This window comes from Cryobacterium sp. Y11 (assembly GCF_002929535.1).
Taxonomy (GTDB): domain Bacteria; phylum Actinomycetota; class Actinomycetes; order Actinomycetales; family Microbacteriaceae; genus Cryobacterium.
Map to the genome: position 1 here is coordinate 1 of NZ_PJJO01000053.1, position 26,247 is coordinate 26,247.

At 64.6% G+C, this 26,247-nt stretch carries 22 protein-coding genes; 1 reads left to right on the forward strand and 21 read right to left on the reverse strand.

Annotated elements, in window-relative coordinates:
• Positions 1 to 107 precede the first annotated feature (107 nt).
• The 3 genes from CXY75_RS06505 to hisD all read right to left on the reverse strand — a co-directional run bounded on the left by CXY75_RS06505 (position 108) and on the right by hisD (position 3,108).
• On the reverse strand, positions 108 to 1,142 hold the full coding sequence (locus CXY75_RS06505) for a quinone-dependent dihydroorotate dehydrogenase (RefSeq protein ID WP_104082026.1): 1,035 nt from the start codon (positions 1,140 to 1,142) through the stop codon (positions 108 to 110).
• 5 nt (positions 1,143 to 1,147) lie between these two features.
• Entirely contained in the window at positions 1,148 to 1,705 is a 558-nt protein-coding gene (nrdR, locus tag CXY75_RS06510; protein ID WP_199182393.1) for a transcriptional regulator NrdR, read from the reverse strand.
• Positions 1,706 to 1,797: 92 nt separating this feature from the next.
• The gene (hisD, locus tag CXY75_RS06515; protein ID WP_104082027.1) at positions 1,798 to 3,108 is read right to left on the reverse strand and encodes a histidinol dehydrogenase; all 1,311 of its coding nucleotides are present in this window, start codon (positions 3,106 to 3,108) and stop codon (positions 1,798 to 1,800) included.
• A gap of 121 nt (positions 3,109 to 3,229) precedes the next feature.
• Between hisD and CXY75_RS06520 the strand changes: the two genes are divergently transcribed.
• Complete coding sequence (locus CXY75_RS06520) at positions 3,230 to 3,784, forward strand: flavin reductase family protein (protein WP_104082028.1); 555 nt, start codon at positions 3,230 to 3,232, stop codon at positions 3,782 to 3,784.
• A gap of 82 nt (positions 3,785 to 3,866) precedes the next feature.
• Here the strand turns inward: CXY75_RS06520 and CXY75_RS06525 are convergent, their stop codons facing one another.
• The 18 genes from CXY75_RS06525 to CXY75_RS06610 all read right to left on the reverse strand — a co-directional run bounded on the left by CXY75_RS06525 (position 3,867) and on the right by CXY75_RS06610 (position 26,247).
• The gene (locus tag CXY75_RS06525; protein WP_104082029.1) at positions 3,867 to 4,664 is read right to left on the reverse strand and encodes a 1-acyl-sn-glycerol-3-phosphate acyltransferase; all 798 of its coding nucleotides are present in this window, start codon (positions 4,662 to 4,664) and stop codon (positions 3,867 to 3,869) included.
• A 42-nt stretch (positions 4,665 to 4,706) separates the two neighbouring features.
• Positions 4,707 to 8,174, reverse strand: coding sequence for a DNA polymerase III subunit alpha (gene dnaE, locus CXY75_RS06530; RefSeq protein WP_233201789.1), 3,468 nt, complete (start codon positions 8,172 to 8,174; stop codon positions 4,707 to 4,709).
• 157 nt (positions 8,175 to 8,331) lie between these two features.
• On the reverse strand, positions 8,332 to 9,282 hold the full coding sequence (locus CXY75_RS06535) for an RluA family pseudouridine synthase (protein ID WP_233201775.1): 951 nt from the start codon (positions 9,280 to 9,282) through the stop codon (positions 8,332 to 8,334).
• Complete coding sequence (lspA, locus tag CXY75_RS06540) at positions 9,279 to 9,947, reverse strand: signal peptidase II (RefSeq protein ID WP_104082031.1); 669 nt, start codon at positions 9,945 to 9,947, stop codon at positions 9,279 to 9,281. Before lspA ends, CXY75_RS06535 begins: the two co-directional genes overlap by 4 nt.
• Positions 9,937 to 10,578, reverse strand: a complete 642-nt coding sequence (locus CXY75_RS06545; RefSeq protein ID WP_104082032.1) for a DivIVA domain-containing protein — start codon at positions 10,576 to 10,578, stop codon at positions 9,937 to 9,939. The genes lspA and CXY75_RS06545 overlap by 11 nt, the downstream gene beginning before the upstream one ends.
• Before the next feature lie 143 nt (positions 10,579 to 10,721).
• Complete coding sequence (locus CXY75_RS06550) at positions 10,722 to 11,015, reverse strand: YggT family protein (protein WP_233201776.1); 294 nt, start codon at positions 11,013 to 11,015, stop codon at positions 10,722 to 10,724.
• 8 nt (positions 11,016 to 11,023) lie between these two features.
• Positions 11,024 to 11,566 carry a cell division protein SepF gene (locus CXY75_RS06555; RefSeq protein WP_104082033.1) on the reverse strand — a complete coding sequence of 181 codons (543 nt, stop codon included), beginning with the start codon at positions 11,564 to 11,566 and terminating at the stop codon, positions 11,024 to 11,026.
• 32 nt (positions 11,567 to 11,598) lie between these two features.
• Positions 11,599 to 12,291, reverse strand: coding sequence for a YggS family pyridoxal phosphate-dependent enzyme (locus CXY75_RS06560; RefSeq protein ID WP_369826690.1), 693 nt, complete (start codon positions 12,289 to 12,291; stop codon positions 11,599 to 11,601).
• Positions 12,292 to 12,369: 78 nt separating this feature from the next.
• A complete protein-coding gene (gene ftsZ / locus CXY75_RS06565; protein WP_104082035.1) occupies positions 12,370 to 13,575 on the reverse strand; it encodes a cell division protein FtsZ in 1,206 nt (401 codons plus the stop codon).
• 150 nt (positions 13,576 to 13,725) lie between these two features.
• Positions 13,726 to 14,952, reverse strand: a complete 1,227-nt coding sequence (locus CXY75_RS06570; protein WP_104082036.1) for an FtsQ-type POTRA domain-containing protein — start codon at positions 14,950 to 14,952, stop codon at positions 13,726 to 13,728.
• A gap of 7 nt (positions 14,953 to 14,959) precedes the next feature.
• Complete coding sequence (gene murC, locus CXY75_RS06575) at positions 14,960 to 16,369, reverse strand: UDP-N-acetylmuramate--L-alanine ligase (protein ID WP_104082037.1); 1,410 nt, start codon at positions 16,367 to 16,369, stop codon at positions 14,960 to 14,962.
• Positions 16,370 to 16,483: 114 nt separating this feature from the next.
• Positions 16,484 to 17,557 carry a glycosyltransferase gene (locus tag CXY75_RS06580; RefSeq protein ID WP_104082038.1) on the reverse strand — a complete coding sequence of 358 codons (1,074 nt, stop codon included), beginning with the start codon at positions 17,555 to 17,557 and terminating at the stop codon, positions 16,484 to 16,486.
• Positions 17,554 to 18,807, reverse strand: coding sequence for a putative lipid II flippase FtsW (ftsW, locus tag CXY75_RS06585; RefSeq protein ID WP_104082039.1), 1,254 nt, complete (start codon positions 18,805 to 18,807; stop codon positions 17,554 to 17,556). The genes CXY75_RS06580 and ftsW overlap by 4 nt, the downstream gene beginning before the upstream one ends.
• A gap of 5 nt (positions 18,808 to 18,812) precedes the next feature.
• The gene (gene murD / locus CXY75_RS06590) at positions 18,813 to 20,354 is read right to left on the reverse strand and encodes a UDP-N-acetylmuramoyl-L-alanine--D-glutamate ligase (RefSeq protein WP_104082040.1); all 1,542 of its coding nucleotides are present in this window, start codon (positions 20,352 to 20,354) and stop codon (positions 18,813 to 18,815) included.
• The gene (gene mraY / locus CXY75_RS06595) at positions 20,354 to 21,445 is read right to left on the reverse strand and encodes a phospho-N-acetylmuramoyl-pentapeptide-transferase (RefSeq protein WP_104082041.1); all 1,092 of its coding nucleotides are present in this window, start codon (positions 21,443 to 21,445) and stop codon (positions 20,354 to 20,356) included. Before mraY ends, murD begins: the two co-directional genes overlap by 1 nt.
• Positions 21,442 to 22,866 carry a UDP-N-acetylmuramoyl-tripeptide--D-alanyl-D-alanine ligase gene (murF, locus tag CXY75_RS06600; RefSeq protein ID WP_104082042.1) on the reverse strand — a complete coding sequence of 475 codons (1,425 nt, stop codon included), beginning with the start codon at positions 22,864 to 22,866 and terminating at the stop codon, positions 21,442 to 21,444. Before murF ends, mraY begins: the two co-directional genes overlap by 4 nt.
• Positions 22,867 to 24,411 (reverse strand): Mur ligase family protein, encoded by a 1,545-nt coding sequence (locus CXY75_RS06605; RefSeq protein WP_104082043.1) that lies wholly within the window; start codon positions 24,409 to 24,411, stop codon positions 22,867 to 22,869.
• Between the two features lie 15 nt (positions 24,412 to 24,426).
• Positions 24,427 to 26,247, reverse strand: a complete 1,821-nt coding sequence (locus CXY75_RS06610) for a penicillin-binding protein 2 (protein WP_104082044.1) — start codon at positions 26,245 to 26,247, stop codon at positions 24,427 to 24,429.

Below are 26,247 nucleotides of genomic sequence, written 5' to 3' on the forward strand. Positions count from 1 at the left end.
AGACCCGCAGACCCGCACGCAAGGCTCGTGCACGGGCAACGCGTCACGCGTCACGCGTCACGCGTCACGCGTCACGAGCACAGCGGCCGGTTCGATCGGCGGTAGTGTCAGCGAGCAGCGAGCAAGCGGTCGAGGCCGCGGTTGATCTGGCGCGCCCAGAGCGGACCGCGGTAGAGGAACGCTGTGTAGCCCTGCACGAGCGTTGCTCCGGCCGCGAGGCGCTCGGCGACCTGCGCTGCAGTCTCCACTCCGCCGACAGAGATCACACACCACGAAGCCGGCACGACGGCGCGAATCTGATGCAAAACGGCCAGTGAGCGGGCGTGCAGTGGGGCGCCCGACAGGCCGCCGGCTCCGGCCGCGGCGATAGTGGCGGCATCCGTTTTCAGGCCGGTACGGGCGATTGTGGTGTTGGTGGCGATGATGCCGTCGAGACCGAGCTCCACGGCGAGGGTGGCGATGCGGGCGACCTCGGCGTCGTCGAGGTCGGGTGCGATCTTCACGAGCAGGGGGGTGCGGCCAGCTGCGGTTTTCACGGCGGACAACAAGGGTGCCAGCTGGTCCAGTTCTTGCAGGCCGCGCAGGCCGGGGGTGTTCGGCGAGCTCACGTTGACGACGAGGTAGTCCGCGAGGGCCGCCAGCGTGCTGGCGCTTTGCAGGTAGTCGGCGGTGGCGTTCTCAAGCTCGGTGACGCGACTCTTGCCGATATTGATGCCGAGTACTGGGCGCCCGGCAACGGCGCGCACCCGCCTCAGCCGGGCGACGGCGGCCGCGGCACCGTGATTGTTGAAGCCCATGCGGTTGATCACTGCGCGGTCGGCGACGAGCCGAAACAGTCGCGGTGTCGGGTTGCCCGGCTGCGCGATGGCGGTGAGAGTGCCGACCTCGACGTGCCCGAATCCGAGCTGGCCGAGTCCGATCACGGCCTCGCCGTCCTTGTCGAAGCCAGCTGCCACGCCAAACGGTGAGTCGAAGTGCAGGCCGAGGGTGTCGACGCCGAGGTCGGTGCGGGGACGGGTGAAGCGGTGCACGAGGCGGCCGATTCCCAGTGTCGGCAGGTGGCGAATGACGGTGAACGCCAGGTGGTGGGCGCGCTCGGGGTCGATGCGGGTGAGCACGAGTCTGAAGAAGAGCGGATACATCGTGCTTACGCCCTAGGGTTTGTCGTGGACTCCACCGGGGCCGAGGACGTGACACCCGGGGCAGCGACGCCGCCGGCAGCATCCGCTTGTTGCGCGCGCTTGCTCGCCTGCGCGGCCGTGTGCTCGGTGCGCAGCTGGGCGATGGCGCTCTCGAAGTCGTCGAGGGAATCGAAGCCCTGGTACACGCTCGCAAAGCGCAGGTAGGCGACCTCATCGAGATCGCGCAGCGGCGGCAGGATGGCCAGGCCGATGTCGTTGGCGTCGACTTGAGCAGCCCCGGTCTGCCGGATGGTCTCTTCGACCTTTTGCGCCAGCATGGCCAGGTCGGAATCGGTGACCGGCCTGCCCTGGCATGCCTTGCGCACGCCGGTGACGATCTTCTCGCGGCTGAACGGCTCAACCACGCCGCTGCGCTTGATGATGTTGAGGCTTGCCGTCTCGGTGGTGCTGAATCGCCGTCCACATTCGGGGCACTGGCGACGTCGGCGAATCGAGAGACCGTCGTCGCTCGTGCGCGAGTCGATGACTCGGGAATCAGGGTGGCGACAGAACGGGCAAAACATTATGCTTCCAGCCTAGCGGTCCCGCCTCCCCTACCGTTCCGCGAGAGCGGGTGAACGGATGCTTCGGGTGGGCTGAACCCGCTCACGGGGACTCACCGGGAAGCGAACCGTGCGGTCACGGCGTCGCCGTGCGCTGGCAGGGCCTCGGCGTTCGACAAAGCCGCAATGTGCCCGGCCACTGCCGAAAGCGCGGCGCGGTCGTACCGCACCACCTGCTGCGGCCGCAGAAACGTGTACGCACCGAGACCGGAGGAGAATCGGGACTGGCCGCCGGTGGGCAACACGTGGTTGGAACCGGCGACATAATCGCCGAGGCTCACCGGCGAATACGGGCCGAGAAAGATGGCCCCGGCGTTCTCGATCGTTTCGAGCACGGCATCGGGATCGACAGAGTGAATCTCGAGGTGTTCCGGCCCAAAGGCGTTGCTGAACGCGGCAGCGACCTGCAGGTTATCAACGAGCACAATCGCCGATTGGCGCCCACCCAGCGCTGCGGTGACCCGCTCGCTGTGGGTAGTGGATGCCGCCAGCACGGCTAGGCGGTCCGCCACGGCATCGGCGAGTTCGGGCGAGTCGGTCACGAGCACGGCCGCGGCGAGTTCGTCGTGCTCGGCTTGGCTGACCAGGTCGGCGGCGACGAGGAACGGGTCGGCGGCAGTATCCGCTATCACGAGGATATCGGTGGGTCCGGCTTCGGAATCGATGCCGGCCTGGCCTCGAATGAGGCGCTTGGCGGCGGCGACGTAGACGTTGCCGGGACCGGTGACAATCTGCACGGGTTCGAGGCCGATGTCTTCGACACCATAGGCGAGGGCGCCAATCGCACCGGCGCCGCCCATGGCGTAGATCTCATCGACGCCGAGCAGTCCGGCGGCGGCGAGAATGGTCGGGTGCACCCGGCCATCGAAGTGGCTCTGCGGCGGCGAGGCGAGGGCGATCGAGCGTACTCCGGCGACCTGCGCCGGCACCACGTTCATGACGACGCTCGAGGGGTAGACGGCTTTGCCGCCGGGAACGTAGAGGCCCACCCGGTTCACCGGCTGCCAGCGCTGCGTGATCGTGGCACCGGCTTCGATCGTGGTGGTCACGTGCGGTGGAACCTGGGCTGCGCTAGCCAGGCGTACTCGGCGAATGGTCTCGGTGATGGCCGTGCGCACGTCGGGGTCGAGGGCGGCCACCGCGTCGGCAATGTGGCTGGCTGGAACGCGCACGTGGGCAGGGCGCACCCGGTCGAGGCGCTCGGCCTGATCGAGCAGGGCCACCTCGCCGCGCGCACGCACATCGGCGATGAGCTCGGCGGCAATATCGGCAGCGACGGCGACGCTGGTGAGCGCGCGGGGTACTGCGGCGAGGAGTGCGGCCGGGGTCGGCTCGGTACCGCGAAGGTCAATAGTCTGAATCATCGTCACTCAGCCTATCTGGGAACACTGCGTGCCAACCGGCGCCGCCGCTCAGACTACCGAACAGGGCATAAGAGTCAGTGCGCGGGAATAGGCTGATGGTGAAACAGATTGTTGGTTAAGTATGCAAAACAACGTTGAACCCTCCGCGAGTACTCTCCCCGGCGGTCCGCCGCTCGCGGCCGACGTCAAGGCACCGGACGACCTGGCCGCCTTCAAACACGCGTTCCGTCGCCACGCCGCCGGTGTGGCCGCGATCACCACGCTGGCCCCCGACGGAAGCCCGGTCGGATTCACCGCGACTTCACTGGCATCGCTCTCGGCCGTGCCACCACTCGCGACGTTCAACATGGCTCGGTCGGCCAGTTCGTGGGCCGGGATTGCCGTGGCCGATCGCGTGGTCATCCACATGCTCGGTGCCCAGAATCGTGCCATCGCCGAGAAACTGGCCGGCCCACACAACGAACGGTTCGTCGGTGATCACTGGCAGCCCGGGCCGTATGGTCTTCCCGTGTTGACCGGGGTGACCAGCTGGATGATTGGCCGCATCATCGAACGGGTGTCGGTGCATAACAACGCCGTCGTGGTCGTGCAGATCGAGGGCGGCGGCATGGGCTCCGACGATGAGGCCCTGCTCTATCACGAGCGCACCTACCGGGTGCCGGGCGCGGCCGCCTAGGGCAGCCTGAGGCACAACAGGGCAGCGTCGCCCGACCATCCCGCAGCAAACGGTCGCCAGCCTCACATGGCGCCCAAACTGGTCACGCGCGGAGCTTCTTCTGGGCAGCTAGCTTCTTGGCGGCCTTGCGGCGGCGCCGTTCGGCTTCGACCACAGCCGCTTCGCCCGGCGTCGGCGCAGACCCGCCGAGATGCGCTGGCTGCCACCACTGGCCGAGACCGGGCACCGGGTACTCCGCCTGCACCGCGTCAACGAGGCTCTGCAAGGTGTCATGCAGTCGCAGAGTGGATGCCGCGCCGCCGTCAACATCGCTGCCAGCGGCATCCGCTGCCAGCGCCTGACCGAAGCGGATGCTCACCGGCACGCCGCGTCGCTCTCTGAGTGTCGCGCGATGGTTCTTGGTCATCAGCCGATGCCCACCCCACACCGCGACCGGAATGATCGGCACGTTCGCGGCCAGGGCCATGCGCACCGCGCCGGTCTTCAGTTCCCGCACCGTGAACGAGGCGTTGACGCCGCCCTCCGGGAAAACGCCGAGCAGCTCGCCGTCGCGCAGCGCGACCACGGCCTGGGCGTAGGCCTCGCCGCCGCTGTCCATATCGACGGAAATGTGATTCATGCCGCGCAGGAGGCGCCCGATCAGCGGCTGGTCGAAGGCGCCCTTCTTGGCCATGAAGCGAATGTGCCGGCGATTGTGCAGCCAGGTGACCCACTCCACTAAAGCGAAATCGAGGTAGCCAAAATGGGTGATCGCCAGCACGGCGCCGCCGGTGGCCGGCAGCCGCTCCAGCCCGGTCGTGGTCGGGCGCACCCGAAGCAGGCCGAACAGGGCACGTCCGGCGCCGATAGCGGTCGAGTAAATCGGCTCTCGCTTGTTCATGATGCCAGCCTAGGACGGCATCGTGTCAGTGCGCGACGTGGATCAGGTCAAGCAGTTTGGCCCGAGGATGCTCTTGAGCTCTCCAAACAGGTCAGCGCTCACCTTCACCCGATGCGGCAACTCGAACACGCGCGCCAGATCACCCTTGACCAGCTTGAGCCGCACCTCGGCGTCGCCGGCGTGGCGCTTCAGAATCTCACCGAGCGCACTGACGGTGTCGGTCGTCGCACGGGCCTCCCCCACCGTGATTGCGACCATGCTCTGGTCTGAACCCTGCCCGAGCTCGGGCTGGAACACGCTGAAGGCGTGCAGGTTCATACCGTCGTCGCGCAGGCTCACCCGGCCACGCACGACTACCACCGAGTCGCTGATCAGCTCCGGCGCGAACTCAAGATACGCCTTGCCCATGAACATTGCGGTGATCTCACCGCCGAAGTCTTCGACCTGGATCATGCCGTATTGGTTGCCCGACTTCTTGGCAATGCGATGCTGCACGCTCGTGATCAAGCCGGCCACGGTGACCGTGTCACCGTCCTCGGTCGACTCCGAGGCGATCAGGTCGGCGATCGAGGTGCTGGCGTGCTTGGCGAGCGGAATCTCCAACCCGGCCAGCGGATGGTCAGATACGTAGAGTCCCAGCATGTCGCGTTCGTAGGCAAGCTTCTCCTTCTTGCTCCACTCCGGCCGGTCGGGCACCTGCTCGGTATCCTGCGGCTCGTCGAACAGACTGTCGAAGTCGAACCCGATATTGCCGTTACTCTCTTCACGCTTAATCTTGACGGCCGACTCAACGGCCGACTCATGAATCTCCACCATGCCGCGCCGGGTCGCCCCCAGCGAGTCGAAGGCGCCGGCCTTGACCAGCGACTCAATCGTGCGCTTGTTAGCTACCGGCAGCGGCACCTTGCGCAGAAAATCGTGGAACGATTCGAAGCGCCCCTTCTCCTCGCGGGCGCCGCGAATGGCCTCAACCACGTTGAACCCGACGTTGCGCACAGCACCCAGACCGAAACGGATGTCGGTTCCCACCGCCGCAAAGAAACCGATCGACTCGTTCACATCCGGCGCCAGCACCTGAATGCCCATGCGGCGGCACTCGTTGAGGTACAGCGCGAGCTTGTCGCGGGAGTCGCCGACGCTGGTCAGCAGGGCCGCCATGTACTCGGCCGGGTAGACGGCCTTGAGGTACGCCGTCCAGTAGGAAAGCACGCCATACGCGGCGGAGTGCGCCTTATTGAAGGCGTAGTCGGAGAACGGCAGCAGGATATTCCAGACCGTTGTCACGGCATCCATTGAATAGCCGCGGTCCTGCATGCCCTTCGAAAAGCCCTCGAACTGTTTGTCCAGCTCGGATTTCTTCTTTTTACCCATGGCACGGCGTAGCAGGTCAGCTTCTCCGAGCGTGAAGCCGGCAAGCACCTGCGCGATCGACATGACCTGCTCCTGATACACGATCAAGCCGTAGGTGTTGCCGATCACGTCTTTCAGGGGCTCCTCGAGCTCCTTGTGAATCGGGATGATTTCCTGCTGCCCGGTTTTGCGCAGTGCATAGTTAGTGTGCGAGTTGGCACCCATGGGCCCCGGACGATACAGGGCGATGACAGCCGAGATATCTTCGAAGTTGTCGGGCTTCATCAGCCGCAGCAGGGCTCGCATCGGCCCGCCGTCGAGCTGGAACACGCCCAGGGTGTCGCCGCGGGCGAGCAGTTCGTAGGCGGCGGGGTCTTCGAGCCCGAGATCCTCGAGTACGGGGCGGTGCCCGCGGTTCACGGCAATATTGTCGAGGGTGTCATCGATGATGGTGAGGTTGCGCAGCCCCAAAAAGTCCATCTTGATCAGGCCGAGCGCTTCGGAAGCCGGGTAGTCGAATTGCGTAACGACCTGGCCATCCGCTTCACGCTTCATGATTGGAATAATGTCGATCAGGGGGTCGCTCGACATGATCACGCCGGCGGCGTGCACGCCCCACTGACGCTTGAGGTTTTCCAGACCGAGCGCGGTATCGAAAACGGTGCGGGCTTCGGGATCGCTCTCGATCACGGCGCGAAAGTCGGCAGCTTCACGGTAGCGCGGGTGGTCCTTGTCGAACATGCCCGTCAGGGGCACATCCTTGCCCATAATGGCCGGCGGCATGGCCTTGGTGAGCTTGTCACCCATTCCGAATGGAAAGCCGAGCACGCGGGAGGCGTCTTTCAGGGCCTGCTTGGCCTTGATCGTGCCGTAGGTGACGATCTGCGCTACGCGCTCCTCGCCGTACTTCTCGGTGACGTATTTGATGACCTCACCGCGGCGACGCTCGTCGAAGTCGACGTCGAAGTCGGGCATGGAGACACGATCGGGGTTCAAAAACCGTTCGAAGATGAGGCCATGCACGAGCGGGTCGAGGTCGGTGATGCCCATGGCATAGGCAACCATGGAGCCGGCGCCCGAACCACGCCCTGGACCGACGCGGATGCCGTGCTGCTTGGACCACATGATGAAGTCGGCGACGACGAGAAAGTAGCCGGGGAAGCCCATCTGCACGATGATGCCGATTTCGTAGTCTGCACGCTTGCGTACCTCGTCGGGGATGCCCTTCGGATAGCGTTTGGCCAGCCCGATCTCGTTCTCTTTAATGAACCAGCTTTCCTCGTTCTCCCCCTCCGGAGTGGGGAACCGGGGCATGTAGTTGGCTTTAGTGTTGAACTCCACCTCACAGCGTTCGGCAATGAGCAACGTGTTGTCGCAGGCTTCTGGATGGTCGCGAAACAGGTGCCGCATTTGGGCAGCAGTCTTCAGGTAGAACTCATTGGAGTCGAACTTGAACCGGTTGGGATCGTCGAGAGTGGATGCCGACTGCACACACAGCAAGGCTGCGTGCGCGGTCGCGTCGTGCGCGTGGGTATAGTGCAGGTCGTTCGTGGCGAGAAGGGGAAGGTCAAGTTCTTTGGCGAGCTTGAGCAGGTCGGTCATGGTGCGGCGTTCAATGTCGATGCCGTGGTCCATGATCTCGCAGAAGAAATTCTCCTTGCCAAAGATGTCCTGAAAATCGCCGGCGGCCTTCTTGGCTTCCTCGTATTGACCGAGGCGCAGGCGGGTCTGCACTTCGCCACCGACGCATCCGGTCGTGCCGATCAAGCCCGTGGAGAACTGGCTGAGCAACTCGCGGTCCATGCGCGGCTTAAAGTAGTAACCCTCGAGGCTGGCCTTCGAGGACAGCCGGAACAGGTTGTGCATGCCCCCGGTGTTTTCGGAGAGCAGCGTCATGTGGGTGTACGAACCGGCGCCACCGACGTCGTCACGGTTCTGCCCGCTGGTTCCCCAGCGCACCCGCGTCTTGTCCCGGCGATCGGTGCCGGGCGTGATGTACGCCTCCGTGCCGATGATGGGCTTGATGCCGGCATCGGTCGCGCTCTTCCAGAAATCGAAAGCACCGAACACGTTACCGTGGTCGGTGATCGCGACCGCCGGCATCCCCTGTTCAATGGCCGCGTTGATCAGCGGTTTCACCCGCGCCGCTCCGTCGAGCATGGAATACTCGCTGTGCACGTGCAGGTGCACGAACGAGTCGGTTGCGCTGGCCGGGTTACTCACAATTGCTCCGAGCAGTCAATGAAACACTGACGTAGATGAAACGATGGTTCGGTTGGGTAGGTCGCTGCGCCCGTTAGGGCGAGCGAACGCCCGGCTAATCCCCGCGCAGCACGCCGAGGGCGTGTGTAAGGTCGGCCGGGTAGTCGGCGTTGTAGGTGACCCATTCGTGGCTGTCCGGGTGGGTGAACGCGAGCTGCGTGGCGTGCAGCCACTGACGTTTCAAACCGAGCCGAGTGGTGATCGATGGGTCGGCGCCGTACATGGCATCGCCAACACACGGATGCCGCTGCGCCGTCATGTGGACCCGGATCTGGTGGGTACGGCCCGTCTCCAGGTGCACCTCCAGTAGCGAGGCCGATGGAAAGGCTTCGAGGGTTTCGTAGTGGGTGATCGAGTTCTTACCGTCGGCCATCACCGCGAACTTCCAGTCCGAGCGCGGATGGCGACCGATCGGGGCATCGATCGTGCCGGTCAGCGGGTCGGGGTGCCCCTGCACGACCGTGTGGTAAACCTTCTGCACCTCGCGGTCGTGGAACGCGCGCTTGAGGGCAACATAGGCCGTCTCCGATTTAGCTACGACCATGAGGCCACTAGTTCCAACGTCGAGGCGGTGCACAATACCGGCGCGTTCCGCAGCACCGGAGGTCGCGATGCGAAAGCCCGCAGCCAAGAGGGCGCCCGGCACGGTCGGCCCGGTCCAGCCGACGCTCGCGTGCGCGGCTACTCCGGCTGGCTTATTAATGACGACGATGCTCTCGTCGTCGTGCACGATCGTGAGATCAGGCACCGCGATCGGAATGACGCGCAGGGGCTGCTTGGGCTGCCAGGTGACTTCGATCCAGGCTCCGGCCCGCATGCGGTCGGACTTGCCAACAACGGTGCCGTCGAGCACGACGCCACCGGCTTCGGCGACCTCGGCGGCGAAGCTGCGGGAGAACCCGAATAGCTTGGCCAGCCCAGCGTCGACGCGAACGCCTTCCAGACCGTCGGGGAGGGGAAGGGAACGACTCTCGGAGGGGCCGGTCAGGTCGAGCGACCCGGTCACGGCAGGTCCCCCTTTGTGGGTGGCGCGGTAGTGGTCGTCGAAGGATCGGAGCCGGAAACATCCTCGGGCGCTGTTAAAACGGCGGGGCCGGCATCCGTTTGTTTCGGGGTTGGAGCGGTCTGCGTGCTCGCATCAACGGCCGTGTTTTCGTTCACTACCTTGTTACCGTCGAGGCCGATGCCACGAATGGTCAAGATCATGAAGATGGCCATGCTGGTCACGATGGACATGTCGGCGACGTTGTAGATCGCCGGAAGCATCCAGGGCGTTGAGATGAAGTCGACGACGTGTCCAAGCCCGAACCCGGGCTCGCGCAGCAGGCGATCGGTCAGGTTGCCCAGCACGCCGCCGAGCAGCAGCCCGAAGACGAGTCCCCAAGCCAACGAACGGATGCGCCGAGCGAACCAAATGATGAAAACGACGACGGCGGCGGCGATGATCGAGAAGATCCAGGTGGATCCGCTCGCGAGAGAGAAGGCCGCACCCGGGTTCCGAACGAAGTGCAGGTGAAGCACGTCGTTCAGAACCCGGATAACGTCGCCCTCGGCCATCGAGGCGACAACGAGGTACTTACTGAGTTGATCGAGCGCGTAAACGCTCAGCGCGACGAGGGCGAGAACGATAAGCGCTCGCGAACGCTTCTTCGCTCGGGCCCTAGGCTCCAAAGCCCTGGAAGCTGGGCTTCGACGCGGAGCTGGAGTCTGTCGAAGCGGAGCCGGTCGACGCTGTGTCGACCGAACTCGCGTCGAGGTCGTGCAGCTGACCCTCGATGTAGCTCTTGAGCTTCAAGCGGTACTCACGCTCAAACGTGCGCAGGCCGTCGATCTTGCCCTCGAGCGCTGTGCGCTCCAGGTCGAGCTTCTGCAGCTGAATTCGCTGCTGGGTCTCGGCCTCAGCAATGACGCGAGCGGCGGTGGCGTGACCTTCGGCGATCAGGGCGTCGCGCTTCTCGGCGCCTTCCTTGACGTGCTCCTCGTGCAGGCGGCGAGCCAGCTGCAGCAAGTTGGTCGTGCCGGCCGTTTCGTCGATCGGCGTAGCGACCGGAGCGACGACGGCGGGCACAACGGCCTGTACGGGCTCGGGCACAACGGCAACAGCGGGTGCAGCCTGAGCCTGCACCGCGGGGGCGGTATCCCCACCGGCCTGGCCGCGCAACTCTTCGTTCTCCTTGGTCAAGCGACGCAGTTCAACGACGACCTCGTCGAGGAAGTCGTCTACCTCGTCCTGGTCATATCCCTCGCGGAACTTGGTCGACTGGAACCTTTTGTTGACTACATCTTCCGGAGTTAACGCCATGGCTTTCCACCCTCAAAACTTGTATTAGTTACGAACAATTGACTGACTCGAGCTTGTGAAATGACTTGAGCAGGTGACTGGCTGCCGAGTACGCGCTCGTGGCGAACCACCATCGGACAAGGATACATGCCCCGGTGGGGCGATTACAGTAAGCCGGACAGTGACATCCCTACGATGCAGCAGAGCATCGTGAGAGTAAAGCCGAAATCCAACGCGATAGGGCCGATCCGAAGCGGCGGGACCAGTTTGCGGAAGAACCGAACTGGTGGATCAGTCAACGTGTACACGAGTTCAACGAGCACCAGCAGGAATCCCTCGGGACGCCACGAGCGGTTGACTCCGCGCACGAGATCGACGATAAACCGACCCCAGAGCACGAGAAAGTACATGAAGAAAACGAAGTAAAACAAATTTCCAATAATCGGTACGCCAGTCACACTTAATTCTAGCCTTGCGCGAAGAAGGAGGTGTCCTCGGCGCCCTCGTCGGTGGTGCTGTCGCCGGACACGACGACGTGGGACGGCGAAAGCAGAAAGACCTTGGCGGTGACGCGTTCGATCTTGCCGTAGAGGCCCTGCGAGAGACCGCTGGCAAAGTCGATCAGGCGGCGCGCGTCGCCGTCGCTCATCTGCGACAGGTTGATGATGACCGGGATGCCTTCACGGAAGGACTCGGCGATAACCTGGGCGTCCTTGTAGGCGCGGGGGTGAACGGTGAGAATTTCATTCATTTCTGACGCAGCCACATCTTGGGGGGTCGAAGTCTTTCGCAGCGGGGTGACCGGTGCCCGGCCGGCAGAGTTCTGGGCAGCAGTGGAGTGCGCGGCGTTGCCGTGGGCCGCGTTGTCGTGGCCTCGCGACGGTACAGCGGAGACATGGTTCGTGGAGCCGTTGTTGGCGGAACTCTGGGCACCGGCTGGTGCCTGGTACTCCAGCTCTTCGTCTGCCAGACCCAGGTAGACCATGGTTTTCTTGAGCGGGTTGGACATGTCGACCTCCGTGTTGGTTTGCTACTTCGAGATTAACCGAGCACCGGGCGATTGCCGGTGATTGCGGTGCCAATTCTTAGGTGTGTCGCCCCTTCGAGCACGGCCGCTGCGTAGTCCTGGCTCATGCCCATGGACAGCGCGGTAGCCGACGGGGCCTGCGTGCGAATCTGCTCGCCGAGTTCGCGCACGTGGGCGAAGGCCCGGCGTGGTTCGGTAGCGAGCGGAGCCACGGCCATCAATCCGAGCAAGCGCAGCCCGGGCGTGGCGAGAACGGTATCGACCAGAGCCGGCAGGTTCACGGGATCCACACCGCCGCGAGCAGCGTCATCCGTCAAATTGATTTGGATGAAGCAGTCAATACTCGAGTCGTCGGAGGCGAGTGCACTGGCCAGCGACGGGCGATCAACCGAGTGGATGACGGTGGCGTATGCCCGAACCTGACGCGCCTTCTTGCCCTGCACCTGACCGACGAAGTGCCACGTGAGGTCAAGGCCCGCGAGCTGGGCCGCCTTGGACTGCGCCTCTTGGTGCCGATTCTCCCCCACGTTGCGAACCCCGAGGGTGTACAACGCTTCGATCAGTGACAGGGGATGAAACTTGGTGACGACGATCGTCGTGATGCCGGCAACATCACGACCGGCCTCACGGGCGGCGTCGGTCACGCCGGCGCGTACGGTGTCGAGGCGGGTCGCCAGATCGGCCGGTGCTTTGTCGGAACGTGCCATGCTCATGCTGCTCTGTTCGTTAAGCGGTGCGTCCCGGGGCGACAACTCGCGTTCACCCCGGTCCTAGTGACCGTCGACTTATTTGAGAAAGTCGGGGATGTCGAGGTCGTCCGACTCTTCTTCGAAGGCCGGGTCGGCGACGGTGACACCGTTGGAGTCGGAGCCGCCCCAGACGGAGTTCGCGAGCTCGCCAGTGCTGTAGCTGCTTGCGCCGGTTGCTGGCGCGCCGGTCGCCGGTGCACCGCTTGCACCAGCGGATGCTGCCGTTCCAGCGCCGGCCGCAATTCCAGCCGCTACGAGGTCGGCGCGCCGCACCTCGACCGCTTTGGCTCCGGGCTCTCCACCATCGAACCCGGCGGCGATGACGGTGACCCGCACCTCGTCACCGAGGGTGTCGTCGATGACGGCACCGAAGATGATGTTGGCTTCGGGGTGCACTGCTTCTTGCACGAGGCGGGCCGCGTCGTTGATCTCGAAGATTCCGAGGTTGGATCCGCCCTGGATCGACAGGAGCACGCCGTGCGCACCATCGATCGAGGCCTCGAGCAGGGGCGAAGCCACGGCCAGTTCGGCCGCCTTGATGGCGCGGTCGGCGCCACGAGCCGAGCCAATACCCATGAGGGCCGATCCGGCACCCTGCATGACCGACTTGACGTCAGCGAAGTCGAGGTTGATCAGGCCGGGGGTGGTGATCAGGTCGGTGATGCCCTGCACGCCGGCCAGGAGCACCTGGTCGGCGGTGGCGAAGGCCTCGAGCATGCTGATGCCGCGGTCGCTGATTTCGAGCAGGCGATCGTTGGGCACGACGATGAGGGTGTCGACCTCGTTCTTGAGCGAGGCGACGCCGGTCTCGGCCTGGGCCTGGCGACGCTTGCCCTCGAAGCCGAACGGCTTGGTGACGACACCGATGGTGAGGGCGCCAATCGACTTGGCGATGCGGGCGACGACGGGCGCACCACCGGTTCCGGTGCCGCCACCCTCACCTGCGGTAACGAAGACCATGTCGGCCCCGGCGAGGGCCTCCTCGATCTCCTCGGCGTGGTCCTCGGCGGCGCGGCGACCCACCTCGGGGTCAGCGCCGGCACCGAGGCCGCGGGTGAGGTCGCGGCCCACGTCCAGCTTGACGTCGGCGTCGCTCATGAGCAGCGCCTGAGCATCCGTGTTGATGGCGATGAACTCGACACCGCGGAGGCCTAATTCGATCATGCGGTTGACGGCGTTGACGCCACCACCGCCGATGCCGACAACCTTGATGACGGCTAGATAATTTTGATTGTTTGACACGTCCGGCCTCCGGGTGGAACCCTAAACCTCTAGTCGAAGTTTAAAGTTATGCTGAGTATGCAATTCCTGATTACGAAAGTATGCGGGCGAGACGCGTCGCTGGGGAGGCGCGCCCGCGTGTCGCGAAGAACGGGCAGAATCCGCCTCGAACTAGCGCAGTACTGCGCTGTCCGGCGAGGAAACGTCGTACTCGTTCACCGTGCCGGCCGGGTGACCGACGAGGAGCGCCGCAAGTACGACGGCCTTGTACTCGGACTTCTCCGGGCTGCCCCACACCACTCGTTCGCCGCCGAGCAGGCTCAGGGTGACGTCATCCGTTGTCACCGCGGTTACCGAATCCAATTGGGTGCGGATGCTCTCCGGCAGCACAGCGAGAACGGCCGCGGCTGCCGTGAATCCGGCGCTGTCGATTCCATCTAGCGCGTCAATGATCGGGTAGCCGACGGTGCGCTCCGGCGTCGTTTCGATCACAACACCGGCAGCGTCAACCAGGTCGAAACCGGTCGCGCTGACCAGCACCCCCACCGGAACGCGTTCCACGATGCGCACCACGAGAGTTCCGGGCGGGCGACTCTCGGTGACAAAACTTTGGATGAGTGTGAACTGGGACAGCTCGGTCTTGACGACATCGCCTTGGATCAGCGGGAGCGGGGTGCCGAGCTGGTCGGCTAAGGCCGCCGACACCGCTCCGGCGGGGATGCGACTCGTTCCGACGACCTCGATCGTGCGAAGCGCCATCAGGGGCGAATAGGCGGCGCCGATGATGAGACCAAAGGCCGCAACGATCGCGCCGACGCCAACAATCCAAGCGGTACGGCGACGGCGGCTGCGGCCTGTGAATCGGCGCACCTCGGCGCGTTCAAAGCGTTTGCGGGCGCGCTGGGCGGCCCGCAGTACCGAGCGCGCCGCGCGAACTCCCGCCGCGCCGCCGGAAGCGGTGCGACCAGTAGCGGTACCAGCCGATGCAATGCCACCGGAAGCGGTGTGCGCGCCTGCCGGGAGTCGGGGCGACGACGTAGCGCTCGCGCCCGGTATCGCTGGCAGTCGTTCCGACTTCGGTGCTGCCCCGGACGGTATGCCAGCGGCCACTCCCCCGAGCACAATCGGCTCGGTCGTGGTATCAGATGCATCGAATGACTTCGACGATCGCCGCGAAGCGGCGGCGGCGCTTTGAAGCTTGTTCGGCGTCGGAGCATCCGTCGAAGCATCCGTCGGGGCATCCGTCGGCGCAGCGCCGCGCAGTGCATCGAGCTTGTGCGGCGCTGTGCCGAGCGATGATTTTGCTGCCGACGCTGGCTTGACCCGCGATGATTTCGGGGCGGGAACCGGCTCGGGGGCGTGCTTGGCCGGATGCTCGAAGCCGGCCGGCCGCCTCACCGCCGCCTCATCCGCGAACCTTTTCGAGCGAGGCCAGCAGCTGGGGCACGATGCGGTTGACGTCGCCGCAGCCGAGGGTCACGACAAAGTCGCCCTCGCGGGCGATGCTGGCCAGGTAATCCGCGGCATCCTGCCAGTCGGGCACGTAGGCGACGTGCGAGGGGTCGCGAAAGCGCTCGGAGACGAGCGCGCCGGTGACGCCGGGCTCTGGATCTTCGCGGGCGCCGTAGACGCCGAGCACGATGGTCTGGTCGGCGAAAGTCTCAAGGGTCTCGGCGAATTCCTGCGCGAACAGACGCGTGCGGCTGTACAGGTGCGGCTGGTGCACGGCAATGATGCGACCCGCGCCGACGACGGTGCGGGCGGCGGCCAGTGCGGCAGCGACCTCGGTCGGGTGATGGGCGTAGTCGTCGTAGACGCTGACCCCGCCGACGGTGCCGTGCAGTTCGAACCGGCGCTGGGTGCCGCCGAACCCGGCAATCGCGTCGAGGCTGGCTTCCGGGTCGAGGCCCAGGCCGACCAGCACGGCGAAGGCGCCGGCCGCGTTGATGGCATTGTGCTTGCCGGGGATGCGCAGGGTGGCGCGGTAATCCTGGCCCTGCCAGGCGACGGTGAAGCTGACCGGTCCGGTCGTGGTGATGGAGTGCACGCGCACGGTGGAATCGGGGTGCTCGCCAAACGTGATCACGCGAGCGATAGCATCCGCTGCGGCAAGTGCACCGGTAACGCGCACGGCACCGACGTCGTCGGACGAGATCACGACCAGTTCAGAAGCGTTGCGGCTGAATTCGACGAAGGCGGCCTCGAAGGCTTCGAGCGAGCCGTAGTGGTCGAGGTGGTCTGGATCAACGTTCGTGACCAGGGCCACGGCCGTGTGATAGAGCAAAAAAGAGCCGTCTGATTCGTCGGCTTCGACCACGAACAGGTCGTCGGCTCCGCTGGCGGAACTCACCCCAAGCGATTCGATCACGCCGCCGTTAACGAAGCTCGGGTCCTGGCCGAGACCGAGCAGCCCGGTGACGATCATGCCGGTGGAGGTGGTTTTGCCGTGCGCGCCGGCGACGGCAACGAGGCGTCGCTCGCGAATGAGCCAGGCGAGGGCCTGCGCGCGGTGCAGAACCGGCAAGCCGCGTTCAGTGGCGAGCACATACTCCGGGTTGTCCTGCCAGAGGGCACCGGTGACAACGAGGGTGTCCGCCGAGCCGATGTTCGCCGCATCGTGCCCGATGAAGACGCTCGCACCGAGCCCCCGCAACGCTGCAACGTTGGGCGAATCCTTCGCGTCGGAACCGGTGACGGTGTAGCCCTGGTTCAGGAACAGCCGTGCGATACCGCTCATGCCAGAGCCGCCGATACCCACAAAATGCACCACGCCGAGGTTCTCGGGAATGGTCAGAGTGAGGTCTGGTTTGATCACGGGTATGCACTCTTCTCAGTTGATGCTCATGGTTGAAGCTCATGGTTGAAGCTCATGGTTGAAGCTAATAAAACAGTTCGTCGCTGGCACTACGTTACGCTCGACGACCGACATTCAGGTCGTGAGCGCCTGGTGAATCAGCTCGACCATCCGCGCGGTGCCGTCCAGTGCGCCTTCGGATGCCGCAGCCAGCCCCATTGCCGCCAGCCGCGCCCGGTCACCCAACAGGTCCACCAACTCACCCCGAACCCAGGCCGGCACGAAGTCACCATCGCGCACGAGCACTCCGCCCCCGGCCGCCAGCACCGGCGCCGCATTAAAGCGTTGCTCACCGTTGCCGACCGGGTACGGCACATACACGGCCGGAATCCCGAGCGCGCAGAGCTCGCTCACCGTCGCCGACCCCGCCCGGGTGACGGCGAAATCGCACGCGGCCAGGGCGAGGTCCATGCGGTCGCAGTACGCGACCAGGTGGTAATTGGGCACCTCGGGGTCGGTGATCCCTGCCCGCACTCCGGTGATGTGCAGCACCTGCCAGCCGGCGGCGACGAGCGCTGGTGCCGAGGCGAGAATCGTGGCGTTGAGTGACCGAGCGCCGAGCGAGCCGCCGGTGACGAGTAGTACGGGCCGGTCGGGCAGCAGATTAAAAAACGCCAGCGCCTCCGCCCGTACGGAGGCCCGGTCGAGTTGCTCAATTTCGGGTCTGAGCGGCATACCGACGAAGCGGGCGTTCCGAATGGGTGTGCCGGCAAAGGCGACAGCCACGTGCCGGGTCAGTCGGGCTCCGAGTTTGTTGGCCAGGCCCGGCTTGGCGTTGGCCTCGTGAATGACGATCGGCACACCGGCGCGCCGGGCCGCGAGATACGCGGGTGTTGACACATATCCGCCGAAGCCGACGACAACATCGACCTTCCGAGACCGAATGACCGTGGCCACCCCGCGTACGGCGGCGTTGAAACGCGGAAGAAATCCGAGTGCTGCTCGGTTCAATCGGCGCGGAAACGGCACTCGGGGAACGATGATGAGTTCGTAGCCGCGGGCTGGAACCAGGCGGGATTCGAGACCTTCAGCTGTGCCGAGAACCAGCACCGTGGCATCCGCTTCAGTGGCTCGAATGCGATCGGCAACGGCGAGCAGGGGGTTGACGTGGCCGGCGGTTCCACCGCCAGCCAAAAGATAGGTGGTCATGCCTTGTTAGCCTCAATTGGCTCGCTCGAGCGGTCGCCGCGGGCAAAGGACAGCACGATGCCGATTGCGACCAGGGTGGTGAGCAACGCTGTGCCACCGGCCGAGATGAGTGGCAGTGGTACGCCCAAAACAGGGAACACTCCGAGCACAACGGCGATGTTGACCAGGGCCTGGCCGATGATCCAGACCATGGCGGCCGCGGTGGAGACTTTGGCCTGCACCGTCGTGGCGGAGCGCATGACGCGCAGAAACGCGAAGGCCAGTAGAACGAACATGGCCAGCACCACGACGCAGCCGATCAGGCCGAGCTCCTCGCCGATGACAGCAAAAATGTAGTCGTTGTCTGCAGCCGGCAGCCAGGACCATTTGGCCTTGGAGTTGCCGAGCCCAACGCCGAAAATTCCGCCGTTGGCCAGCGCCCAGGTGCCGTGCAGCGGCTGCCAGCAACTCTGCGAAATCAAGCCGCTGAACTCGGTGCAGTTCTCATCGAGAAAGCTCATAACGCGAGTCAACCGGTTGGGGCTGACGACCGCCAGCACAACCGCGCCGCCGACACCGATCAGCAACGGCACAACGAGCAGGCGCAGCTTGACACCGGCAAAGAACAGGGCGCCAAAGAGAATGCCGGCCATGATCATGGTGGTTCCGAGGTCACCGCCCATCATGACGAGCAGCAGGGCGGCGCCGCCAACGCCGAACACGGGAATGAAGACGTGCTTCCAGTCGTCGAGCTGGTTTTGCTTTTGCGAGAGGATCATTCCGAGCCAAATGACCAGAGCCACCTTGATGCCCTCGGAGGGCTGAAACTGAATTCCAAAGATGTTCAGCCAGTTGGTGTTGCCGCCGGTTCCGACACCGAGCCCGGTCGCCACGACGAGAAATTGAAAGAAGCAGGTGATCAGCATCGCGGGCCAGGCCACTCGCCGCCAAAACGCGAGCGGCAACCGACTCACGACGAGCATGAGCGGAATTCCGATCACCGCGAACATGCCCTGACGAAGCAGCCCGCCGAAGAACCCCTGGTCGGCCAGGAATGAGTCCACCGACGACGACGACAGCACCATGACGAGACCGAAGATAACCAGAAACAGGGTCGTGCCGAGCAGCAAAAAGTAGTTTCTGCCCTCGGCTTTGAACACCCGGCCGAGGTGGATATGAACGGATGCCCCGCCCGGGGGACCCGGCCGGGGGTCGTGCTCTGGCGGGGCCGAAAAAGCCCGAGGGGCGGGGTTACGCGGCACCTGTACCATCCGCGTCACCTGCCCAAGAAGTCGTGTACTGCCTGATTGAATAGCCGGCCGCGTTCGGCGTAGCTGGCGAATTGATCCATCGATGCGGCTGCCGGTGCGAGCAAAACGGTGTCGCCGGCCTGCGCGAGTTCGGCGGCCAGCCGAACCGCCGCCGTCATCACTTGTTCGGTGCCGGTGGCTTCGCTCCCGTTGAATACAGTGTCGTTCGCGTCGATCTCAAACACGGTCAGGAGGGGGGCGTGTCGCGCGAATACCTCCCGTAATGCCAGCCGGTCGACGCCGATGATGATGGCGCCGCGCAGCCGACCGACGTGTTTCTGCACCAGCTGCTCAATGTCAACACCCTTGAGTAGCCCGCCGACTATCCAGACCACCGATTCGTAGGCGGCCAGGGAGGCGTCGGCGGCGTGCGGGTTAGTGGCCTTGGAATCGTCGATCCACTCCACGCCGTCGGCGATGGCGACCGTTTCGATGCGGTGCGCGTCGAGGTGAAAGGTCGCGAGCGCTGTGTGGATGGTGGCTGGCAGTACGCCGAAGGAGCGGGCCAGGGCGCTCGCGGCGAGCACGTCCAGGATCACGTGCGGTGCGCCGAGCCCGGCAGCGACCAGGTCCGGAACGGTGGTCAGTTCCAGGGCCCGCTCGAAGCGGTCCTCGAGAAAGGCTCGATCGCAGACTATGCCGTCGACGATGCCGAGGTCGCTCGGGCCAGGCACGCCGAGGCCGATGCCGATGGCACGGGCGCCTTCCTGTACCTCGGCGTCTTGCACCATCGCGAGGGTCGCGGCATCCGCTCTGTTATAGACGCAGGCGCCGGCGGTGTTCAGATAGACCTTAGCTTTGGCGGCGCGGTAGGCCTCGGCTGAGCCGTGCCAGTCCAGGTGGTCGTCGGCGACGTTGAGGCAGAGACTCGCCCAGGGGCGCAGGGCACCGGGGCCATTTTCTGGCAGGTGGTGCAGCTGATAGCTGGAGAGTTCGACGACGAGCACGTCCCAGCCGGCGGGATCGCGAATGGCGTCGAGGACTGGCACCCCGATATTTCCGCAGGGGGCGACGCGGCTGCCGTGGGCGGCGAGCATGGTGGCAGCCAGCTGCACCGTCGTGGTTTTGCCGTTGGTGCCGGTGACGAGCATCCACTCGGCCGGTGGGCCGACCTTATCGCGCAGTCGCCAGGCCAGCTCGATATCGCCCCAGACCGGCACGCCGCACTTGGCTGCCCAGAGCAACAGCGGGTGGTCCGGATGAAATCCAGGCGACACGATGATCAATTCCGGATGCTGCGCCTCAAGTTCAGCGGGAACCGTGCGCAGGTCTCCCTGCACGAAGGGCACACCGAGAACCGTGAGCAGATCGAAGCGTTCGTCGGCGCCCGGAGATGCCAGCACCAACACGTCGGCGCCGAGTTCGGCGAGCGTGTCAGCGGCCGAGAAACCGGTCACGCCGAGCCCAAGCACGGCAACGCGCAGGTTCCGCCAGTCGGAGTGCCAGCTAGTCAGTCCATGCAGGCGATCGGCAGCGTGCCGGCCCCGCGGGGAGGTCGCTTCGGCCATTAGCGGCTCAACCATTCGAGGTAGAACGAGCCAACGCCAGCGGCGACGAGCAGGCCGCCGATGATCCAAAACCGCACGACGACGGTGACCTCGGCCCAGCCCTTGAGCTCAAAATGGTGGTGCACCGGACTCATCAGGAAGATGCGTTTGCCGTGGGTGATCTTGAAGTAGACGCGCTGCACGATCACCGATCCTGCCTCCATCACGAAGAGGCCGCCAATGAGCACAAGAAGCAGTTCGGTGCGGCTGAGGATGGCCAGGGCGGCCAGTGCCCCGCCAAGGGCGAGCGAGCCGGTATCGCCGAGAAAGATCTTGGCCGGTGAGGTGTTCCACCAGAGAAACCCGATTAGGCCGCCGACGATCGTCGCGGCGACGATGGCGAGGTCGAAGGAGTCGGGGCCGAGGTAACACTTGTACTGGTCTGCGGCATCCGCTCCCCCGAAACAACTCTGGTTGGACTGCCAGAACCCGATCACGACGAAGGAACCAATGGCAAAAATGGATGCCCCGGTGGCGAGGCCATCGAGACCGTCGGCCACGTTGACACCGTTTGAGGTCGCGGCGACAATCAGGCAGATCCAGAGCAGGAACACGACGATGCCGATGACGGTGCCGAGCTTCATGAAGTCAATGGGGAGGTCACGAATGAACGAGATACTGGTCGAAGCCGGCGTCTGCCCGTTGCGGTCGACGAATTGCAGCGACAGAATGCCGAAGGCCCCGGCGACAATAACCTGCCCGAGCACCTTCGACCAGCCGCCGAGGCCGAGGCTGCGCTGATGCCGGGTTTTCAAAAAGTCGTCAAGAAACCCGACCAGCCCGAGCCCGACCATCATGAACAACACCAGAAGGGGTGACGGTGTGAACGGCCGTTGTTCGATCAGCATGGCGGTGAAATAGCTGATCAGCACGCCCAGAATGATGATGATGCCACCCATGGTTGCGGTGCCACGCTTGGCGTGGTGGCTCTTGGGACCATCGTCGCGAATGAACTGACCCCAGCCGAATTTCTTGAACAACCGAATGAACAGGGGCGTCAAAAAGAGGGTGAAGGCGAGCGAAAACGCGCCGGACATCAAAAGGACTCTCACGAGAACAAGTCTCCCAAACGATCGCCGAGAAACCGTAGACCCGCCGAGTTCGATGACTTCACGAGCACGGTGTCTCCCGGGCTCACGGTGCTGCGCACCAGGTCGAAGGCTTCCTCCGGTGTGTCGACATAAGCCGATTCGCCGTCCCAGGATCCTTCGTTGATGGTGCTGATATGCATGCGGCGGGCGCGGGGGCCGACCACGATCATCTGCGAGATATTCAGGCGCACCGCCAGCAGCCCGATGCGATCGTGCTCCTCACCGGCCAGTTCGCCGAGCTCGGCCATTTCGCCGAGCACGGCAATGGTGCGCCTGCCGGGGGTTCCAATCTGGGCGAGCGTTTTGAGGGCCGCTGACATCGAGTCGGGGCTGGCGTTGTAGGCATCATTGATGACGGTGACGTCGTCCTTGCCGCCGAGTACTTCCATGCGCCAGCGTTCGGCTCTGGTGGTCGATTCCAGGGCTGTGACGATGTCGGTCAGTGACACCCCGAGCACGTCGGCGGCAGCGGCGGCGGCGAGGGCATTCATGACGTGGTGTTCACCGAGCACCCGGAAGACGACGGGGGCGCTCTGGCCGTTGGCTAGATGCAGCGTGAAGGTGGTTCCGGTGCGGCTTCCGTGCAGGTCGCTCGCGCGCACGTCGATCTGGCCGCCAGAAACAGGACCGTACTGGCCGAAGCGCACGATGCGGGCCGGGGTGAGCGCGGCCATCTGCGCGACGCGCGGATCGTCGGCGTTAAGCACCGCGACATCCGTTTCGAGAAGATCGGTGACCATCTCGGATTTGGCGCGCACGGTCGCGTCGAGGTCGCCAAACTCACCGGCATGAGCGAGTCCTACGGTGAGCACGATGCCAACGTCTGGGCGAGCCAGGCTCACGAGATGCGCGATGGCGCCCTCGCTGCTGGCGCCCATTTCAATGACCAAAAAACGCGTGTCGGCGGTCACCTCGAGCATCGTCATCGGTGCGCCGACCTGGTTGTTAAACGAGCCGCGTGGGGCCACGGTGGGGCCGACCCGTTCCAGCATGCTGTGGAGCAAATTCTTGGTCGTGGTTTTACCGTTCGAACCGGTCACGGCAACAACTTTCAGCTGCCCGGCTGCGCGTACGCGGGCGACCACGGCGTGAGCCAGGGCGCCGAGAGCGGCTACGGCGTCATCGACGACGATCTGGGTCACCGGCAGGTCAAGGGTGCGCTCGACGAGCAGCAGGGCGGCACCACGCTCCGCAGCAACGGGCGCAAACAGGTGACCGTCGGTTTGGGCGCCAGGCTTGGCGACGAAGATGGAGCCGGGTTCGATCAGACGCGAGTCGGTCTGCACCGATCCGCTGATTTGGTCGGCGGCGCTGGCCGGGCCGGCCAGATGCAGCACACCGTCGACGGCCTGGCTAATCTCGGCCAGAGACAGAGCGATCATTTACAGCCACCCAGCCGCGCGGAGCGCTTCGCGAGCGTCATCCCGAGCCGAGTATGGCTGTTTGACGCCGCGCACTTCGTGGTAATCCTCGTGACCTGGACCGGCATACAAAATGGTGTCTCCTTCGTGGGCCAATGACAACGCTGTGCGAAAGGCCGCACGCGGGTTGGCCACCTCGTAGAACTCGCCGTCTGGCACGGCCTCGCGGGCAGCTTTCAGCAGAACCGCACGGATACTGGCTGCGTCTTCGAAACGTGGGTGAAAGTCGGTCACGACCACGATATCGCTGCCGCGGGCGGCTATAGCCCCCATATCGACGCGTTTCGTGGTGTCGCGGTCCCCATCGGCACCAAACAGCATGATCAGTTTGCCGGGGGTGAATTTACGAAGCGCGTCGAGGGTGTTCAGAAACGCATCGGGACTGTGACCATAGTCGATATAGACCAGCGGACCGCGATCGCCGGAAATGCGCTCGGCGCGCCCGGGGATATACGCGACGATGCCGCCGTCCCGTTCCAGGGTGTGCGCGATGGCGTGCAGGTCAAAGCCCGATTCCACCAGCATGACGATGGCCAAGGCGGCGTTGGCGGCCATGTACCAGCCGAGCAGGGGCACGCGGGTCGCCAACCGGCGGCCATCCGGGCCGTCGAGCACGAAGTCGGTATGGGTTGCAGTTTCACCAACCACGCTCATGCGCCAGTCGGCGTCAACATCGGCCCGGTTGGTAATAGTGGTCACGGGAATGCGGCACTCGTCGGCGACGCGGCGGCCCCACTCGGTGTCAACGGTGACAACGCCGCGGTGCGAGCGGTCGGGCTGGAACAGCTCGAGTTTCGCCTGAAAATAGTCGTCCATCGCGGCGTAGTCGTCGAGGTGGTCGTGGCTGAGGTTGGTGAATCCGGCGACGTCGAAGACCAGGCCGTCTACCCGGTAGCGGCTGAGCGCCTGCGCGGATACCTCGATGCCAACGGCGCGCACCTCGGCTTCGTTCATGCGGGCGAGCAGAGCGTGCAATTCGCTCGCCTCCGGGGTGGTGAGCGCGCTGATGACGGCGACGTCACCGATGCGGCGTTCGGCGGTGGAGGTGAGGCCGGAGACCACGCCGAGCTGGTTCAAGATGCCAAACAGCAGGTACACGACGCTGGTCTTGCCGTTCGTGCCGGTGACGGCGAACAGCGTGGCTGGATTGTCGGCGGTGCGGTAGATCCAGGCGGAGACGGCACCGAGCGCGGCACGGGCATCCGGTGTGACGAGTACCGGCAAGCCGCTGGCCGTGGCGAGCAGTGCGCCAGCCTCATCGGTGAGAATCGCGATGGCGCCGGCCTCCGCTGCGGCAGCGGCGAAGGCCGCGCCGTGCAGGTGCGCTCCGGGAACACCAACATAGAGATCGCCCGGTTCCACCGTGCGGGAACTCAGGCTCACCCCGGTGACTTCGAGACCGTCAATGTCTCCACGTAGTTCTAGATCAAATTCGGCAACCAATCCCGACAACGACCGCGGAACGGGATGCTCGGGACGCAGGGCCGACGGCGCCAATTCAGACACGCAGGGCTCGCTTTCTTACCAGGTGGAAGGGAGGTCAGGCGCACTCGCGCCCGAGGGAACCGCCCGGTACTTTTTCAACACCTGACTCATGACCTCTTGAAAGACCGGAGCCGGTGCGGCAGACGTGTTCAGTTTAACAGGGTCGGCAATGCTGACCGAGACGACATACTGCGGATCGTCGGCCGGAGCGAACCCAGAGACCGACACTAGATACCCGTTGGAGTATCCGCCATGACCGTCGGGCATCTGCGCCGTACCGGTCTTCGCTGCGACCCGGTAGCCCGGAATGTTCCATTTGCTCGACACCCAGCTCTTTTGGTACACCATCTCGAGTACGTCGCTGGTCTCGTTCGCGGCCTGTTCCGACAACACCTGGGAGCCCACCGTTGCCGGCACGTTGGTCATCGTGCCGTCGGCCTGACGGCACCCTTCAACCAGCGTCACCGGCATCCGCACGCCGTCGTTCGCGATGGTCTGGTAAATGCTCGCGACCTGCAGCGCGCTCGTGGTCAGGCCCTGGCCAAACATGGTGGCGTAGCTGGTCTGGTTGTCCCATTCATCGACCGGGTGCAAAATGCCGCCGTCCTCTCGAGGAAAACCAGTCTCCGTGGCCGTGCCAACGCCGAAGGCCTTCATATAGTCGTAGCGCTGCTGGTCGGTGAGCATTTCGCCGAAAATGGACATGCCGGTGTTGCTCGAATCGATCAGTACCCCGGTGAGGGTCATGTTTTGGTCGGGGTGCGAGTGACTGTCGTTGATGTTGGCGCCATTGGACGGCAGATAGCGAAAGGGAGCCACGATCCCCGTGTCGAGCGTGGCGACGCCAGCATCGAGAACGGATGCCGCGGTGAGCGCTTTAAAGGTCGAGCCGGGCTCGAAGGACTGGGTGAAGGCGCGTGAGCCGCGGTCGTCGGGGTTCTTGGTAGCGCCCACATCGTTGGGGTCAACCGACGGGTAGTCAGCCACGGCAAGGAGCTTGCCGGTCTTGGCGTCCTGCACAACCGCGTTGGCCCACGCGGCCCCGGTCTCCTGCGCCCGAGCGGCGAGGGTCTGCTGCACGAACCACTGCAGGTCGTAGTTGATGGTGGTGACAACGTCACCACCATCAACGGCCTCGGTCTTTGTGACGCTGCTGCCGGGGATGCGCACGCCGTCGGCACCCTTTTCGTAGGTTTCCTTACCGTTGGTGGAGGCCAGGCAGGCATCCTGCCCGGATTCAAGGCCCGCCTGCGGCACACCCTCCCCCGACAGAAAGCCCAGTATGTTGCCGGCGACGGCTCCGTTTGGATAGACCCGGCTCGGGCTGTTCTCGGAGTAGGTCCACGGAATGTGCAAATCTTGCACGGCCCGCAGCACATCCACGTCGACCTTCTGGGCGATATAGGCGAAGTTGGCCTCGGCGTTGGCTTCGAGGGCGTTCGAAATAGTCAGCAGAATGGCGTCACCGGTCTGCCCGGTGACGGCGCCAATTTCGGCGGCGGCGTCGGCCACGCTCACGTCAACCCTTTTACCGTCAACGGTGCGTTTAAAAACCTTCGCGTTCGTCGGCGACATGGTGATGTTGTAGCGCATGACCGTTCCGGCCAACACGACCCCGTTTTCGTCGACGATCTCACCGCGAGAACCGTACACAACCTGACCCACCGAGCGGTTTCCCACGGAGTCTTTGGTGAGGGAATCGGCCTGCACCACCTGAATGTCGACCAGGCGCACCAGGAAAACCGCGATAACGGCAAACAGCACCAGAATCGTCACGACGGTGCGCCGACGGCCGGGCCTCGACGTGGTCGAGTGGGTTGGCGCTCCATCTTGGGCACTACTGGTTCGCACGCTCAT